At 73.7% G+C, this 17301-nt stretch carries 12 protein-coding genes and 2 tRNA genes; 12 read left to right on the top strand and 2 right to left on the bottom strand.

Annotated features, from left to right (window positions below; translation table 11 throughout):
• Nucleotides 1-59: 59 nt before the first annotated feature.
• Nucleotides 60-4055 (bottom strand): PAS domain-containing protein, encoded by a 3996-nt coding sequence (locus tag ACFXMG_RS34935; RefSeq protein ID WP_383814100.1) that lies wholly within the window; start codon nt 4053-4055, stop codon nt 60-62.
• A 150-nt stretch (nt 4056-4205) separates the two neighbouring features.
• Complete coding sequence (locus ACFXMG_RS34940) at nt 4206-4661, bottom strand: SSI family serine proteinase inhibitor (RefSeq protein WP_383814098.1); 456 nt, start codon at nt 4659-4661, stop codon at nt 4206-4208.
• Nucleotides 4662-4946: 285 nt separating this feature from the next.
• On the opposite strand from ACFXMG_RS34940, the gene ACFXMG_RS34945 reads away from it, so the two are divergent.
• From ACFXMG_RS34945 to ACFXMG_RS35000, 12 genes are all read left to right on the top strand, one after another.
• Nucleotides 4947-5037, top strand: a tRNA-Ser gene (locus ACFXMG_RS34945).
• Between the two features lie 324 nt (nt 5038-5361).
• A tRNA-Arg gene (locus ACFXMG_RS34950) sits at nt 5362-5434 on the top strand.
• 137 nt (nt 5435-5571) lie between these two features.
• The gene (locus ACFXMG_RS34955) at nt 5572-5937 is read left to right on the top strand and encodes a PH domain-containing protein (protein ID WP_360315850.1); all 366 of its coding nucleotides are present in this window, start codon (nt 5572-5574) and stop codon (nt 5935-5937) included.
• 151 nt (nt 5938-6088) lie between these two features.
• On the top strand, nt 6089-6910 hold the full coding sequence (locus ACFXMG_RS34960) for a BRO family protein (protein WP_383814096.1): 822 nt from the start codon (nt 6089-6091) through the stop codon (nt 6908-6910).
• Nucleotides 6911-6967: 57 nt separating this feature from the next.
• A complete protein-coding gene (locus ACFXMG_RS34965) occupies nt 6968-7852 on the top strand; it encodes a DUF2797 domain-containing protein (protein WP_383814547.1) in 885 nt (294 codons plus the stop codon).
• Nucleotides 7853-8079: 227 nt separating this feature from the next.
• Nucleotides 8080-8961, top strand: coding sequence for an amidohydrolase family protein (locus ACFXMG_RS34970; RefSeq protein ID WP_383814094.1), 882 nt, complete (start codon nt 8080-8082; stop codon nt 8959-8961).
• Between the two features lie 100 nt (nt 8962-9061).
• A complete protein-coding gene (locus tag ACFXMG_RS34975; protein ID WP_383814093.1) occupies nt 9062-9817 on the top strand; it encodes a response regulator transcription factor in 756 nt (251 codons plus the stop codon).
• Between the two features lie 6 nt (nt 9818-9823).
• Entirely contained in the window at nt 9824-11440 is a 1617-nt protein-coding gene (locus ACFXMG_RS34980; RefSeq protein ID WP_383814091.1) for a sensor histidine kinase, read from the top strand.
• A gap of 26 nt (nt 11441-11466) precedes the next feature.
• Nucleotides 11467-12750, top strand: a complete 1284-nt coding sequence (locus ACFXMG_RS34985) for a glycosyltransferase (RefSeq protein ID WP_383814090.1) — start codon at nt 11467-11469, stop codon at nt 12748-12750.
• Entirely contained in the window at nt 12747-14888 is a 2142-nt protein-coding gene (locus tag ACFXMG_RS34990; RefSeq protein WP_383814088.1) for an ArnT family glycosyltransferase, read from the top strand. The genes ACFXMG_RS34985 and ACFXMG_RS34990 overlap by 4 nt, the downstream gene beginning before the upstream one ends.
• 73 nt (nt 14889-14961) lie before the next feature.
• Nucleotides 14962-16470 (top strand): MFS transporter, encoded by a 1509-nt coding sequence (locus ACFXMG_RS34995; RefSeq protein ID WP_383814086.1) that lies wholly within the window; start codon nt 14962-14964, stop codon nt 16468-16470.
• 34 nt (nt 16471-16504) lie between these two features.
• Nucleotides 16505-17278, top strand: coding sequence for a TetR/AcrR family transcriptional regulator (locus ACFXMG_RS35000; RefSeq protein ID WP_383814546.1), 774 nt, complete (start codon nt 16505-16507; stop codon nt 17276-17278).
• The last annotated feature ends 23 nt before the right edge of the window (nt 17279-17301 follow it).

A 17301-nucleotide genomic window follows, 5' to 3' on the forward strand; every position in this document is an offset into this window, starting at 1 on the left:
GCACTTAGCGATTGCGGCGGGGGGAGGGCTTCGAGCCCTCCCCCCGCCGCCTTATGCCGTCAGTTGGTGCCGATCTTCGCCAGCAGGTCGACGATCCGGGCCTGCACTTCGCCGCTGTTGGAGCGCTCGGCCAGGAAGAGGACCGTCTCGCCGGAGGACAGCTCCGGCAGCTTCTCGTCGTCGAGGTCGGCCGAGGTGTAGACGACGAGCGGGGTGCGGTTGAGCTGCCCGTTCGCCCGCAGCCAGTCGATGATCCCGGCCCGCCTGCGGCGTACCTGCATGAGGTCCATGACCACCAGGTTCGGCCGGGTCTCGGCGGCCAGCGCCACCGCCTCGGTGTCCGTGGCCGCGCGCACGACCTGCATCCCGCGCCGCTCCAGGGTGGCGGCGAGGGCGGCCGCGATGTGCTCGTTCTCCTCGATGACCAGCACCCGCGAGGGGTGCTGCTCGCTGTCGCGCGGCGCGAGCGCCTTGAGCAGGACGGCGGGATCGGCGCCGTACGCCTCCTCCCGGCCCGCCTGCCCGAGTCCGGCCGCGAGCAGCACCGGCACCTCGGCGGCGACGGCCGCCTGGCGCAGCGACTGGAGCGCGGTCCGGGTGATCGGCCCGGTCAGCGGGTCGACGAAGAGCGCGGCCGGGAAGGCGGCGATCTGCGCGTCGACCTCCTCGCGGGAGTGCACGATCACCGGCCGGTAGCCGCGGTCGCTCAGCGCCTGCTGGGTGGACACGTCCGGCGCGGGCCAGACGAGCAGCCGGCGCGGGTTGTCGAGCGGCTCCGGCGGCATCTCGTCGTCGACGGGCAGCGGTGCGGGCCGGTTGACGACCTCGACCGCGCCCCCGGGACCGTCCAGCGGCTCGGGCCCCTCGGCGGACCCCTCGGCGGGCGCCCCTATCGCGTACGCGCGCCCCCGCCCCTCGGACACGGGCGGCGGTACGGGCGCGGCGGCGGCGGGCAGCGGCGCCGGGGCCGGTGTCGGGGCGGGCGGGTCGAGCTCCGGCGGCGTCGCGAGCTTCCGGCGCCGGCCCGAACCGTTCGACGGCGCCGCGACGGGAGTCCCGGCCTGCGCCGGTGGCGCGAACGGCACCCCCTGCCCGAGCGTCCGCACGCTGAACGCCCGCCCCTGCGTCGAGTCCTTCGGCAGCGGAGCCGCCGGGGGGACCGGGGTGGCCGGGGTAGCAGGGGTGGCCGTGGGGGCGGGGGTCGGTGCGGGGGTTGGATTCGGGGTCGGCATCGGGAGCTCGGGAGGCAGCGGTACGGAACCGGTGCCGTTGCCGGAGGCCGTTCCGGTGCCGTGCGCGGGCGTCGCCGCCGGGCCGGCCGGCGGTACGGCCGTCGGAGCGGTCGGCGGTACGGCCGTCGGAGCGGCCGGCGGTACGGCCAGGGGGGCGGCGACCGGCGCCAGACCCGTGGCCGGGACCGGCGTGGCCGACGGGGCCCCGGGCGCCGCCGGTGCCGCCGGAAGCGGATGCGGATGCGGCTGCGGGGGAGTGTGACCGAGCGCGGGTACGTCTCGTACCGCCTCGTGATCCCGCCCGGGCGTGGGGCTGCCTCCAGGCTGGGCTCCGTGCCGGTCCGGGTGCTGGTCCGCGGGCTGGCCGGGGTGCCGGTTCGGGTGCTGCACCCCGTCTGAGTCCGCGTGACTGCCCAGGTGCGGCTCCCCGCGCCTGTCCGGGTGCTGGGCCCCGTGTCCGTTCGCGTGCTCGTCGGGGCGCTGTCCCTCGTACCGCTCCGGGTGTTCGGTCCCGTCCTCGTCCTGTACGGCCGTCGGGTCCTCGCGGTCGGCCTCGGCCGGGGGCAGGGCGAACGGTGTGCGGGGGCCCGCTTCGGCCGCGGCGGCGCGCTCCTGCGCGGCGGCGAGCGCACGCCGCCGGCGGCCGGTCGGCCGCTCACCACCCTCGGCGCCCTCGGCGCTCTCCAGGGAGGCCACGGCGAGTACACCCTGCGGCGCGGCCGGCAAGGCGGCCTGGGCGGGGACACCGGCCGGGTCGACGGCGACGCCCTGCGGCGGCACGGCGGCACCCAGCGCGGGCCGCTCCTGCGCGCCCTCGGCGGCGGTCACGACGGCGCCCTCGGCCGGGCGGCCCCGGCGGCGTCCGGTCGGCTCGACGCCCGTGGACTGCTGGGCGGGGATCAGTTCGGCGGGACCCGCGGTCTCCTCCGTACGGGCGCGGCGGCGTCCGCCACCGGCGGCCGGCACGGCCACCGCCCCGGCACCGCCCTCCGGGGAGACCGGGCTCTCCAGGAACGCGTCGGTGGACCCGCGCCGGGCCCGCCGCCGCCCCGGACCGCCCGAGGCCCCACCCAGGGTCTCGCCGTCCACGGGCCCGGACGCCTGCGCGGGCAGCGCGGGCACGCCGCCACTTCGGGGTGCCTCCGGCCCGGTCTTCTGCCCGGCCGGGGGAACGGGAGCGGGCTGCTGCCCGGACCTCACCTCAAGCTCAGACCCAGACCCGGGCTCAGACTTCGCCTCAGGCTTCGGTTCGGCTGCGGGAACGGTTCCCCGCCCTGCCCCGATCGGGACCTCCAGGACGTACGCGCCGCCGCTCGTCCCCGGTACCTCGTGGGTCTGTACGACGCCGCCGTGGGCGGCCACGATGCCGCGCACGATGGGGCCGTGGACGGGGTCGCCGCCCGCGTACGGACCGCGGACCTCGATGCGGACGACCTCGCCGCGCTGGGCCGCCGCGACCACGATCGTCGAGTCGGCGGGGGTGGCGGCGCCCTGCGCCGAGGCGCGGGTCTTGCCGGTGGCGTCGACCCCGGCCACGTCCGCGACGAGGTGGGCGAGCGCGGTCGTCAGCCGGCCGGCGTCGACCTCGGCCTCGATCGGCGGCGCGTGCACGGCGAACTGCGCCCGGCCCGGGCCGATCAGCTCCACGGCCGCGTCGATGCCGCCGGTCACGATCCCGTCGAGCAGCGCGACCTTCCGGTCCAGCTCCTCCTCGCCGGCGTCCAGGCGCTGGTAGCCGAGGACGTTGTCGACGAGGGCGGTCATCCGGGCGTACCCGGCGACGAGGTGGTGCAGCACCTGGTTGGCCTCGGGCCACAGCTGCACGCCGTCGTCGGCGGCGAGCGAACCCAGCTCGCCGCGCAGCTCCTCAAGGGGCCCGCGCAGCGACTCGGCCAGGACGGCGGTCAGCTGGGCGTGCCGGGAGGCGAGGGCGGCGTACTTCTCGGCCTGCGCCTCGCGTTCGGCCGCGTGCCGCTCGGCCCGGTCGGCGAGCTCGACGGCGTGCTTCTCGACCAGCTCCTCGTGCGGCCTGCGGTCGGTGAAGGTCATCACCGCGCCGACGAGCTGGTCGCCGTCCCGCACCGGAGCGGTCGTCAGGTCGACCGGCACGCGGTCGCCGGCCTTCGACCACAGCACCTGACCGCGCACCCGGTGCTTGCGGCCGGACTTGAGCGTGTCGGCGAGCGGGGACTCCTCGTACGGGAACGGGGTGCCGTCGGCGCGCTTGGCGAGGATCAGCGGGTGCAGCTCGGCACCGCCGAGCTCGCCGGCCCGGTAGCCCAGGATCTGGGCGAAGGCGGGGTTCACGAGGACGACCCGGCCGTCGGTGTCCGTGCCGACGACGCCCTCGGAGGCGGCCCGCAGGATCATCTCGGTCTGGCGCTGCGAGCGGGCCAGCTCGGCCTCGGTGTCGAGGGTGCCGGTGAGGTCGCGGACGACGAGCATCAGCAGCTCGTCGCCGGTGTAGCTGCTGTACGAGTCGTACGCCTCACGCCCGTCCTCCAGGCTGGCGCTCGTCACCTCGACCGGGAACTCGCCGCCGTCCGTGCGGCGGGCCATCATCCGGGTCGGCGTGGTCCGGCCGCGCTCGTCCGCCGGATCGGGGCGGCGCATGGAGCCGGGGATCAGGCGCGAGTCGAAGGACGGCAGCAGATCGAGCAGCCCGCGCCCGACGAGCGCGGTGCCGGGGGTCTCGAACATGCCGAGCGCGATGGTGTTGGCGTTGACGACCGTGCCGTTGCAGTTGACGAGCACGAGGCCGTCGGGGAGGGCGTCGAGTATGGCTGCGAGGCGAGCAGCGCCTCGGGATGGCCTGCTGCTCACGACGACGTTTCCTCCCTGACGCCTGCAATTGCCCCCGGGCTGTGCCCGCGGTGTGCGCCGTCCGGCATGTGCCGTGACGGCGGGCCGGCCCCATCTTGCCCCTCGGGCGGCGGCCCTGTCACTGAGGGAGTCTAACGACACCCCCGATCGTCAGGCCCGGATGCTCGGAAGGAGAGGTTCCACGTTCTCCCAGCGCTCGATCTCGCAGCCGTTCGCACGGGAGAAACGGGCGTCGATCCGCCGCCCCTGCCAGGTGCCCGTCACCTGGGCCGTCACGGGCCCGCCGTGCACCTGCGCGCAGAACGCGTCCTCCGGCACCGGCGCGAAGGGGTTCCCCCCGGCGCGCGCGAAGTCCTCCAGGCGCTCGCAGGCCCGCTCGGCCGCCGGATGGTCGCCCTGCGGCCGTGCGTCGCAGGTCAGCTTCCAGCTCCCGTCGGCGTCCGGATTCCCGCTCCCGGAGACGGTCACCGTCAGCGAGTCCGGCGGCGAGATCAACGGCAGCGGCGGCAGCGGCACGGCCGAGGCGGCACCGACGGCGGTACCGACGACGGTGCCGGCGAGCCCGGCGGCGAGGAGGGCGGAGAGAACGAGACGGCGCAGCGGCATGGAACGACTCCGGATACGTACGGCAGGGGAGGGGGGAGAAGGGGCGGGTGAGGCGGGAAGGAGGAACGGAGGGGGAAAGGGCGGAGGGGAGCCTCCGCCTCCCCTAACGCTCCGGCCCTCCGGGCGTTGCGCAACCGGGGTGCGCCGGGCGGGGGCGGGGGTCCCGGGACGCGCCGGGGGCTTTGCCCTGGGCCCCGCCCGCCTAGTACGGTGAAAGCGATTGGTGACACCAGGCTCGCCTGTGTCATCATCTGCACGCACCTTCCGCGCATGCGCGGGGTGCGAGGAGGCGTCGCCTAGTCCGGTCTATGGCGCCGCACTGCTAATGCGGTTTGGGTTTTACCGCCCATCGAGGGTTCAAATCCCTCCGCCTCCGCCCTCAGAAGAAGCCCCGGCCCCACGGCCGGGGCTTCTTCCGTTTCCCGACCGTGGTGCCGGGGCCAGGGGCCCTCTTGTGCCCCGCCCCGATCCATGCGCCCCGCGCATGTGACCCCGGTCTCTTTCCGCCCCTCCGCCCCCGTTTCCACCCCCGGAAGCCCCTGCTCCGCCCCTCCGCCCGAGACCGCCCCTGACGGCGTTTTCGCAGGTCAGAGGGGGTGGTCTCATCGGATTTCACAGGACGGCGGCAGTCATGTAATGTTCTTCCTGTCGCCGCGAGCGGGCCGAAAGGCCGGGGAGCGAAGACAAGAAAACAGAACAAGCACTCGTAGCTTAACGGATAGAGCATCTGACTACGGATCAGAAGGTTGCAGGTTCGAATCCTGCCGAGTGCACATAGGTGAGAGGCCCCGGACGTGAGTCCGGGGCCTCTTGTGTTGTGGTTCCCGGGAGAGACCGTTGCCAGGGGCGGGGTGGGTGGGGTTAGGTTCGGGTGATCATATTTTTTGTCTGAAAAGTGGGGGGTAGAGCCATGGCGCTCTTCGGGAACGCGCACGCGATCGATCCGGCGCAGGCGCAGCAGGACTACGCGCGGCTGCTCGGGCAGGGGGAGCAGGTGCACGCCGCTTACCTGCTGATCCGCGACACCATCTTCTTCACCGACCGGCGGCTCGTGCTGGTCGACAAGCAGGGCATCACCGGCAAGAAGGTCGAGTACCACTCGATCCCGTACCGGAGCATCACGCACTTCGCCGTCGAGACGGCCGGCACCTTCGACCTCGACGCCGAGCTGAAGATCTGGATCTCGGGCCAGCAGCTGCCCGTCACCAAGACGTTCACCAAGGGCGTGGACATCTACGAGGTGCAGGCGATCCTCACGCAGTTCGTCGCCCGCTAGGCGTAGCGGAACGAGGACCGAGGTCCGCGCGCGGAGACTCGTACGAAGGCCCCGGGTTTGCCCGGGGCCTTCCCCTTTTGGGTGAACCCATCTGATTTGCATGTCAGTTGAATATGCCTTCGGCCTAGCGTGCGGGTGGAGGTGATGATCGTTGGACGCGATCGACATCGATGACTTCGTACGGGCCGCCGCGGGGGGCCGGTTGAGGCGGCTCACCGCCGTCGACGGGGCGCACTGGTTCCCCGTCGTGGACGTGGCCCGGCGGCTGGGGTACGCGGGGGCGCGCGAGGCGCTGCGGAGCGTGGCGCTGCCCGCCTGGTGCCTCGCGCCGGCCCGCGAACTGGCCCCCAGCCCGGACATACTCGCGCGCAGCGGCATCCGAGGCACCGCGCGCATGGTGAGCCTCCCCGGACTCGTACAGCTCGTCACCGCCTGCCGCTCGCCCGAGGCCGGGCCGTTCCGGGCCTGGGTGGGCGAGCTGGTGGCCGAGGTGCAGCGGCACGGCGGCTACGGGCTCGAACCGGCCCCGGCCCACAGCGGGTCCCTGCTGCCGCCCGAGCTCGTCGACGTCCTCGTCCGGCTGGAGGGACGGTTCGACGAGGACGCCGCCGACCTCCTCGGGTACGCCGAACTGCTGCGCGAGACGCGGCACAGCCTCTCAAGGGTCGCCGACTCCCTTGAGCGGACCTTCGCCGTCCCCCGCCAGCGGGGCGCCGAGGCCCCGCCCGGGCTCAGCGCGCAGGAACTCGTCGAGTCCTGGGAGATCAGCGGCGACATGCGGGCCGTCGCCACCTTCCTCGCCCCCGCCCTCGTCCGCGGCGGCGTCCGCTGCCGCCCCCAGGACGTCACCCGCCGCACGGGCCTCTCCGGCGAGCGCGTCCGCGACTGCGTCCGGCTGCTCATCGAGCGCGGCTGCATGCGCGAGGTCGGCGATCCCTGCCCGGACGGGACCCGGATCTACGTCCTGCCCTGAGGGGGCACGTCTGAGGTGTCGGAGACTGGAGGGGCGGAGCGTGGAGTGGGAGGTGGCCTGGCCGTGTGGCGGAGTGGCGGCGTCGGGTGGCGCGGGGGATCGGCCGGGCTGCGGTGGTGGGGTGGGCGGGTGAGCCCCGTCGTCTACGGGCAGGCGCTCGTCTTCCGGGCCGTGGGGGGTCGGGCCTGCGCGGGCGTGCGCGGGAACGCCTGTCCGGTCGCCGCTGCCGTGCCCGGACGCTCGACCGGAGGGCTCTGCCCCGAGTGCGCGCGGCTCGACCGGGCCCATTCGGTCGCCGCCGACACCTTCGCCGACGACCCCCGGCCCTACCGCGTCTACCTCGCCTGGTTCGGGCCCGGCACCGTCAAGGTCGGGATCACCGGGGAGCACCGGGGGGACGCGCGCCTTCTCGAACAGGGCGCCGTCGCCTTCTGCTGGCTCGGACGGGGTCCGCTGATGGCCGCCCGGAGGACCGAGGAAGTACTGCGGCAGGCGCTCGGCGTGCCCGACCGGGTCTCGTACGACCGGAAGAGGGCGCTGCGGGTGGCCCTCCCGGACGCCGGCGCCCGGGCCGTGGAGATCGAGGAGCTGTACGGGCGAGCCCTGGGCGTCGCGGGCTGGGGGGAGACCCTGGAGGCGCTGCCCTTCGCCGCGTACGACCATGGGGAGGTCTTCGGTCTGAGCCCTTCCTCCCTGTTCACCTCCCTTCCGCCGCTCGACGGGAGTGTGAGCGAGCTCGTCGACGGCGGGGTCGTCACCGGGCGGGTGCTCGCCGCCGCCGGGCCCGACCTCCATCTGCTCGCCCCCGACGGACGTCACCTCGCGCTCGACGGGCGGCTGCTCGGCGGCTGGGGGCTGGAGCGGGGCGGGGACGGCGACGCCTGGAGCGTGCCCGTCGGCGCGGCCCCCGAGAGCCGGAACGAGCAGGCCGGGCTGTTCTGACGAGAAGTCGGGCGGACTGCGTAAAGTCTTGGATCCCTTTGCCTGCGACCCGTGGACATCGTCCGACCCGCCCGGCGAGGGTGATCACATGACCCAGTCGCTGATCTCGGGGCTCGAACCGCCCTCCTCCTGGTACGACGCGTACAGCATCCACATCGGGAAGGCCGAACGGGGTGACAGCCATGTGCGGGCATGAGGCCGAGGCCATCGCGGCCCAGGGGGCAGGCATGGAGACCGAGGCCGCGGCCGTGCGGGGGCTGGCCGCGCGGCTCGGGCTGCCCGGGCTCGTCGACGTACACACGCACTTCATGCCGAAGAACGTCCTCGACAAGGTCTGGGCGTACTTCGACGCGGTCGGGCCGCTGACCGGGCAGCCCTGGCCCATCACCTACCGCGAGGAGGAGGAGCGCCGCGTCGAGCTGCTGCGCGGCTTCGGGGTGCTCGCCTTCACCTCGATGCTCTATCCGCACAAGCCCGGGATGGGCGCCTGGCTGAACTCCTGGGCCGCCGAGTTCGCCGCGCGGACGGCCGACTGTCTGCACACCGCGACCTTCTTCCCTGAGCCCGGGGCCGCCGCGTACGTGCGCCAGGCCCTCGACGACGGGGCACGGGTCTTCAAGGTGCACCTCCAGGTCGGCGGCTTCGACCCGAACGATCCGCTGCTCGACGAGGTGTGGGGGCTGCTGGCCGACAGCGGGACGCCGATCGTCATCCACTGCGGCTCCGGGCCCGCGCCCGGCGCCTTCACCGGGCCGGGACCGGTCGGGGAGCTGCTCGCCCGGTATCCGCGGCTGCGGCTGGTCGTCGCGCACATGGGCATGCCGGAGTACGAGGACTTCCTCGGGCTCGCGGAGCGGTACGAGGGCGTGTTCCTGGACACCACCATGGCGTTCACGGACTTCAGCGAGCGGCTCGCGCCCTTCCCGCGCGACGCGCTCAAGCGGCTGGCCGACCTCCAGGACCGGGTCCTGCTCGGCTCCGACTTCCCGAACATCCCGTACCCGTACGTCCACCAGCTCCACGCCCTCGAACGACTCGGGCTCGGCGACGACTGGCTCCGGGCGGTCCTGCACGACAACGGCGCCGCGTTGTTTCACGTGAAACGCTGAGCCGGGAGGCGTCGGGAGGCGTCAGGAGACGTACGGCTTTCTCAGGGAATTCACAGGAAAGCGAAAGAGGGATCTCAGCGGCGGCGGCGAGCGTGAAGCCATGACCGTCACCACTCGCAGCACTTCAGCCCGCCGCGGCACCCGCGCCGATCTGCTCCGTGCCGACGGCACCGCCGTCCGCGTCCTCGTCGTGGACGACGAGGCATCCCTCTCCGAGCTGCTCTCCATGGCCCTGCGCTACGAGGGCTGGCAGGTGCGCAGCGCCGGCGACGGCGCCGGTGCCCTGCGGGCGGTGCGGGAGTTCCGGCCCGACGTCGTCATCCTGGACATCATGCTTCCGGACGTCGACGGGCTCAGCCTGCTCGGCTCGATCCGGCGCGAGCTGCCCGAGGTGCCGGTCCTCTTCCTGACGGCGAAGGACGCCGTCGAGGACCGGATCGCGGGGCTCACGGCCGGCGGCGACGACTACGTCACCAAGCCGTTCAGCCTGGAGGAGGTCGTCGCCCGGCTGCGCGGCCTGATCCGGCGCTCGGGCGCGGCGCAGGCCCGCAGCGAGTCGGTGCTCGCGGTCGGCGACCTCACCCTCGACGAGGACAGCCACGAGGTCACCCGGGGCGGGGACTCGATCCACCTCACCGCCACCGAGTTCGAGCTGCTGCGGTACCTGATGCGCAACCCGCGCCGGGTGCTCAGCAAGGCGCAGATCCTCGACCGGGTGTGGTCGTACGACTTCGGCGGCCAGGCCAACGTCGTCGAGCTGTACATCTCCTACCTGCGCCGGAAGATCGACGCCGGGCGCTCGCCGATGATCCACACCCGGCGGGGGGCCGGTTACCTCATCAAGCCGGGGGAGTAGGCCCTCATGCCGCTCCGCTCCCGGCGGCCGTGGTCGCTGCGGACGCGGCTGGTGGTCTCCGCCGTCGCGCTGATCGCCGTCGTCGCGGCCGTCATCGGCACGGTCACCACCATCGCGTACCGCTCCTACCTCTACGACCGGGCCGACGAGCAGCTGACCGGGCTCGCCCAGCGGGCCGCCGGGCCGCCGGACGCGCCGCCCGGCGGCGACCCCGGGGGCCGGGACCGCGAACGCCTCGCCTTCCTCGGCTCGCCGGGCTCCCCGATCGGGACGCTCGGCGCCGTCGTGGACGGCGGGGAGATCACCGAGGCCGGGTACTCGACGGAGGTGGCCGGCAGCGGCACGGGCGACCGGCCGCTCTTCCCCGTCAGGGAGCTGGACGCGGCGCAGGAGACCGCGCTCGCCGCCGTCCCCCGCGACGGGCGGGCACACACCGTCGAACTGCCCGGCGGGCTCGGCTCGTACCGGGTCGTCCACACCCAGGGCATCCACGGCACCTTCCTCACCGGCATCCCGCTCACCGAGGTCGAGAGCGCCCTCTCCACCCTCGTCCTCGTCGAACTCAGCCTCACCGGCGCCTCGCTCGCCGCCGCCTCCCTCGCCGGGACGGTGCTCGTACGGATCGCGCTGCGGCCGCTGCGCCGGGTCGCCGCCACCGCCTCCCAGGTCGCCCGGCTGCCGCTGCACAGCGGCGAGGTGGCGCTCCACCAGCGGGTCCCGGAGGCCGAGGCCGATCCCCGGACCGAGGTCGGGCAGGTCGGCGCGGCGCTCAACCGGATGCTCGACCACGTCCACGCGGCCCTCGACTCCCGCCAGCGGAGCGAGACGCAGGTCCGGCAGTTCGTCGCCGATGCCAGCCACGAACTGCGCACCCCGCTCGCCTCCATCCGCGGCTACGCCGAACTCACCCGGCGCGGACGGGAGGAGTGCGGGCCCGACACCCGGCACGCGCTCGGCCGGATCGAGTCCGAGGCCGCCCGGATGACGGGCCTGGTGGAGGACCTGCTGCTGCTCGCCCGGCTCGACGCCGGACGCCCCCTCTCGTACGAGAGCACCGACCTCGTCCCGCTCCTCGTGGACGCCGTCGGGGACGTCCGCGCCGCCGGTCCTGACCACCGGTGGCGCCTTGAACTGCCCGAGGAGGCCGGGCCGTCGGCCGTACGCGGCGACGGCACCCGGCTCCAGCAGGTGCTGCTCAACCTGCTCGCCAACGCCCGGACCCACACCCCGCCCGGCACCACCGTCACCGCCCGCGTACGGGCCGAGGGCGCGGCGGTCGTCGTCGAGGTGGAGGACGACGGGCCCGGCATCCCGCCGGAGCTGCTGCCCGCCGTCTTCGAACGCTTCGCGCGCGGCGACGCCTCCCGCTCCCGGCAGGCCGGGTCGACGGGGCTCGGCCTCGCCATCGTCCGGGCCGTCGTCGTCGCCCACGGCGGCGAGGTGACCGTGGACTCCGTCCCGGGACGGACCGTCTTCAGCGTCCGGCTGCCGGCCGAAGCACCCGCCGAAGCACCCGCCGAAGCACCCGCCGAAACGCCCGATGAGGCACCCGCCGGAATCGCTGTACAGACGCACTCACAGACGCACTCACAGGCGGACCACAGGCTCAGCACACAGGCGTGACAGCGGGCCCGGTGAGGGTCGTGGACATGCGAACCCACACCCTCGCGGGGCCCGCGACGCAGGCCCCCGGCTCCCTCCCCGCCCGGGAGCACCTGCCGGTGAGCGACGCGGGACGGCCCGTTCTGGACGTGGTGATCCCCGTCTACAACGAGGAGAAGGACCTGGAGCCGTGCGTCCGCCGGCTCCACGCGCACCTGAAGCGCACCTTCCCGTACGGCTTCCGCGTCACCGTCGCCGACAACGCCTCCACCGACGCCACCCCCGGCATCGCCGCCGCCCTCGCCGCCGAACTGCCCGAGGTGCGGTCCGTACGGCTCGAACAGAAGGGGCGCGGCCGGGCGCTGCGCACCGTGTGGTCGGCCTCCGACGCCCCCGTCCTCGCCTACATGGACGTGGACCTGTCCACCGACCTCAACGCGCTGCTCCCGCTGGTCGCGCCGCTGATCTCCGGCCACTCCGACCTGGCCATCGGCTCCCGGCTCGCCCGCTCCTCGAGGGTGGTGCGCGGGCCCAAGCGGGAGTTCATCTCCCGCGCCTACAACCTGATCCTGCGCGGCTCGCTCGCCGCCCGCTTCTCCGACGCCCAGTGCGGCTTCAAGGCGATCCGGCGCGATGTCGCCGAGCGGCTGCTGCCGATGGTCGAGGACACCGGCTGGTTCTTCGACACCGAGATGCTGGTGCTCGCCGAGCGGGCCGGGCTGCGGATCCACGAGGTGCCGGTCGACTGGGTCGACGACCCCGACTCGACCGTGCACCTCGTGAAGACCGCGACCGACGACCTCAAGGGCGTGTGGCGGGTCGGGCGGGCGCTCGCGACCGGCTCGCTGCCGCTGGACCGGCTCGCCCGGCCCTTCGGCGACGACCCGCGCGACCGCGAGCTGTCCGGCGTCCCCGGCGGACTCGCCCGCCAGCTCGTCGGCTTCTGCGTGGTCGGCGTGCTCTCCACGCTCTTCTACCTCGCGCTCTACTCCCTCTTCCGGCTCGGCACCGGCGCCCAGCTCGCCAACGCCGCCGCCCTCCTCGTCTCCGCCGTCGCCAACACGGCCGCCAACCGGCGGCTCACCTTCGGCGTCCGCGGCCGCGACCGGGCCGTCCGCCACCAGGCGCAGGGACTCGTCGTCTTCGCCATCGGCCTCGCCCTGACCAGCGGCTCGCTCGCCGCGCTCGGCGCGGCGAGCGGCGACCCCGCCCACTCCACCGAACTCGCCGTGCTCGTCGTCGCCAACCTCGCCGCGACCGTGCTGCGCTTCCTGCTCTTCCGGCTCTGGGTCTTCCCGGAGCGCCGACACCCCACGGGGGCCGACCGATGACCGCACTGACCCCTCCCGCGAACCCCGCGAACTCGGCCGACGCCGGACCGGGCGCCCACGCGGCCCCCCAGACCGCCGGGCGGCTCGCCCGGCTGTGGCGCGGCCGGCCCGAGGACGCGCCCTGGGTGCGCCCCGCCTTCCTCGGCCTGCTCGCCGTCACCACCGCGCTCTACGTCTGGAACCTGAGCGCCTCCGGCTACGCCAACTCCTTCTACTCGGCGGCCGTCCAGGCCGGCGGCGAGAGCTGGAAGGCGTTCTTCTTCGGCTCGCTCGACGCGGCCAACGCCATCACCGTCGACAAGCCGCCGGCCGCGCTCTGGCCGATGGCGCTCTCCGTCCGCCTCTTCGGCCTCGGCTCCTGGCAGATCCTGCTGCCCGAGGTGCTGATGGGCGTGGGCACGGTCGCCGTGCTGTACGCGGCCGTCCGCCGCCGCTTCGGGGCGGGCGCCGGCCTGATCGCGGGCGCGGTGCTCGCGCTGACCCCGGTCGCCGCGCTGATGTTCCGCTTCAACAACCCGGACGCGCTGCTCGCGCTGCTGATGACCGTGGCCGTTTACGGCGTGCTGCGGGCTCTGGAGTCGGCCGAGGGCGGGACGAAATGGCTGGTCGCGGCGGGGGTCGCGTTCGGTTTCGCGTTCCTGACGAAGACCCTCCAGGCGTTCCTGATCCTGCCGCCGCTCGCGCTCGTGTACGCGGTGTGCGCCCCGGCCCGGCCGTTGCGGAGGTTCGGGCAGCTGGGCCTCGCGGGCCTCGCACTGATCGTCTCCGGCGGCTGGTGGGTCGCGCTCGTCGAGCTCTGGCCGGCGGCCTCGCGCCCGTACATCGGCGGCTCGCAGAACAACAGCTTCCTGGAGCTGACCTTCGGCTACAACGGCCTCGGCCGCATCAACGGCAACGAGGTCGGCAGCGTCGGCGGCGGCGGTGGCGGCGGACGTGGTGGCGGCGGTGGCGGCGGGCAGGGCGGTGGCTGGGGCGAGACCGGGCTGCTCCGCATGTTCAACGACTCCATCGGCGGCCAGATCTCCTGGCTGCTCCCCGCCGCGCTGATCCTGCTCGCCGCCGGACTGGTCGTCACCTGGCGGGCGCCGCGCACCGACACGGCCCGCGCCGCGTTCCTGGTGTGGGGCGGGGCGCTGCTGATGACGCTGGGCGTCTTCAGCTTCATGGCCGGCATCTTCCACGAGTACTACACGGTGGCCCTGGCCCCGTACCTCGCCGCCCTGATCGGCATGGGCGCGGCGGTGCTGTGGGAGGAGCGGACCCGGCTCCTCGCCTCGGCGGGGCTCGCGGTCGCGGTGGGTGTGACGGCCTGGTGGGGCTGGGTGCTGCTCGGCCGTACGCCGGACTACCTGCCGTGGCTGCGCTGGACGGTGCTCGGCGCGGGCACGGTGGCCGCGCTCGGCCTGCTCGCCGCGGGCCGGATCGACCGGCGCCTGGGCCTCGCCGCGGCGGGCCTCGGCCTGGCGGCGGGCCTCGCGGGCCCGTTCGCGTACACCCTGGAGACGCTCTCCACCGGCCACCAGGGCTCGATCGTCACAGCGGGCCCGTCGGGCGCCGGCTTCGGCGGCCGCGGCCCGGGCGGCCAACGCATGGGCGGCGGCCAGGGGATGGGCGGCGGTGGCGGCCCCCAGAACGGCGGCATGCAGCCCCCGAACGGCTTCCCGGGCGGCGGCCAGGCCCCCGGTGGCCAGGGCGGCCAGCCCCCCACCGGCCAGGGCAACGGCCAGCCCCCCACCGGCGAGCGCGGAGCCATGGGCGGAGGCGGCGGCATGGGCGGTCTCCTCAACGGCGCCACCGTCGGCGCGGAGGCCAAGGCGAAGCTGCTCCAGGAGGCCGACGCGTACACCTGGGCCGCCGCCGCGATCGGCGCCCAGAACGCGGCCAGTTACCAGCTCGCCACCGAGAAGCCCGTGATGGCGATCGGCGGCTTCAACGGCAGCGACCCGTCCCCGACCCTCGCCCAGTTCAAGCAGTACGTCGCCGAGGGCAAGATCCACTACTTCATCGGCGGCGGAGGGATGGGCGGCGGCGGCATGGGCGGAGGCTCCGAGATCAGCAGCTGGGTCCAGGAGAACTTCACCGCCACCACCGTCGGCGGAACGACCTTCTACGACCTGACCACCCAGAAGGAGAAATAAAAGCGCTATACAGCGTACGAGACCTCTTATACGGTGTACGAGCTTCTGCCTCGTACACCGTATAGGAGTGCCCATGACGGCTACCGGCGGCCACCCACAGCGCTGGCTGATCCTCGGCGTCATCTGTCTCGCCCAGCTCACCGTGCTCCTCGACAACACCGTCCTCAGCGTCGCCATCCCCTCGCTCACCTCGGAGCTGCACGCCTCCACCAGCGACATCCAGTGGATGATCAACGCCTACTCGCTCGTCCAGTCCGGCCTCCTCCTCAGCGCCGGGAACGCGGCCGACCGCTACGGCCGCAAGAAGCTGCTCGCCGTCGGTCTCGCGCTCTTCGGGCTCGGCTCGCTCGCCGCCGGTCTGGCCGACTCCACCGGGCAGCTGATCGCCGCCCGCGCGGGCATGGGCGTCGGCGGCGCGCTCCTGATGACCACCACGCTCGCCGTCGTGATGCAGATCTTCGACGACTCCGAGCGCGTGAAGGCCATCGCCCTCTGGGCCACCGTCAGCTCGCTCGGCTTCGCCGCAGGACCGCTGATCGGCGGCGTGATCCTCGACCACTTCTGGTGGGGAATGATCTTCCTCATCAACATCCCGGTCGCGGTCATCGGCCTGGTCGCCGTACTCAAGCTCGTCCCCGAGTCGAAGAACCCCCAGGGTGACCGCCCCGACCTCCTCGGCGCGCTGCTCTCCACCATCGGCATGACCGCCGCCGTGTACGCGATCATCACCGGTCCGGAGCACGGCTGGACCTCCGCCGAGGTGCTGGTCCCGGCGGCGATCGGTGTCGCCGTCCTCGCCGCGTTCGCGCTGTGGGAGCTGCGGACCCCGTACCCGATGCTCGACATGCACTTCTTCCGCAACCAGAAGTTCGTGGGCGCGGTCGCCGGCGCCATCCTGGTGATGTTCGGCATGGGCGGCTCGCTGTTCCTGCTCACCCAGCACCTCCAGTTCGTGCTCGGGTACGAGCCGCTGGAGGCCGGGCTGCGGATGGCGCCGCTCGCGCTGACCGTGGTCGTCCTCAACCTCAGCGGCATCGGCCCGCGGATCGTGATGAAGCTCGGCACCCCGCTCACCGTCACGGTCGGCATGACGCTGGTCGCGGCCGGTCTCGCGTCGATCGCCCTGGTCGGCGGCGGCTCGGACGGGACCTACTGGGGCATGCTGCTCGGCCTCGTCCTTATGGGCGTCGGCCTCGCGGTCTCCAACCCGGCGATGGCGAACGCGATCATGAGCGCGATCCCGCCGGAGAAGGCGGGCGTGGGCGCGGGCGTCAACGGCACCCTCGCCGAGTTCGGCAACGGCCTCGGCGTCGCCGTCCTCGGCGCCGTCCTCAACGCCCGCTTCGCCGCCCTCGTCACCGTCACCGCGGCCTCTCTCCCCGCGGCCCTCGCGGCGGCCGGCGACGACGCCGAGCGGGCGCGTATCTCCGACGCCTTCGCCTCCGGGCTCCAGACCAGTCAGCTGGTCGGCGCGGTCGCGGTCCTCGTCGGCGGTCTGCTCGCCGCCTTCCTGCTGAAGCGGGCGGAGCGTTCGGAGCGGGCGGAGCAGTCCGAGGCTCCTGGAGCGGTGGTCGCTGCCTAGCATGGTCACGACCGCCGACGGACGGAGAACGATCATGGTCAAGGCCGCGGACCGGGCGAAGAACCCGGCGGGGTCCAGCGTCTGGCTGGAGCAGCGGGCCGCTCGCAGCGGCGGCGGCCCGGCCGGTCTCGACCGGGACCGGATCGTCGCCGCCTCGGTCCGGATGCTCGACCAGGACGGGCTCGCGAAGCTGTCGATGCGCCGGCTGGCGGCCGAGCTCGGCGTCACCGCGATGTCCCTGTACTGGTACGTGGACACCAAGGACGACATCATCGAGTACGCGGTCGACACCGCGTACGGCGAAGTCGACCTGGAGGCGGTCGCCGCCGGGTCCGACTGGCGCGAGCGGCTCCGCACGCTCGCCCTCCAGTACCGGGGCATGCTGGTCCGCCATCCGTGGATGTCGCCGTGCGCGGGCCGCTACCTGAACATCGGGCCGCACGCGATCGCCGTCGGCGCGAAGATCCAGGAGACGATCCGCGCCACCGGGCTGCCGGTCAGCCGGCAGCCGAGCGCGATGTCGGCGGTCTTCCAGTTCGTGTACGGCTACGGGACGATCGAGTCGCAGTTCGGGCGGCGGGCCGTCGAGGCCGGGATGGACGCGGACGACTTCTACGGCGCGTCGATCAAGGCGTTCCGGGACGAACCCGCCTTCATGGAGGCGCTGGAACCGATGGCGGACCTCCTGGAGGAGCGGGCCACGCACGGCTCCGTCACCGACATCTGGGACCGCGACTTCGCCTTCGCCCTGGACATCCTGGTCTCCGGCATCGAGGCGATGGTGGCCCGGGAGGCCCCCACATCATGACGGCGCGGGAGGCCCCCGCATCA

The organism is Streptomyces sp. NPDC059201 (assembly GCF_042754585.1).
Taxonomy (GTDB): domain Bacteria; phylum Actinomycetota; class Actinomycetes; order Streptomycetales; family Streptomycetaceae; genus Streptomyces.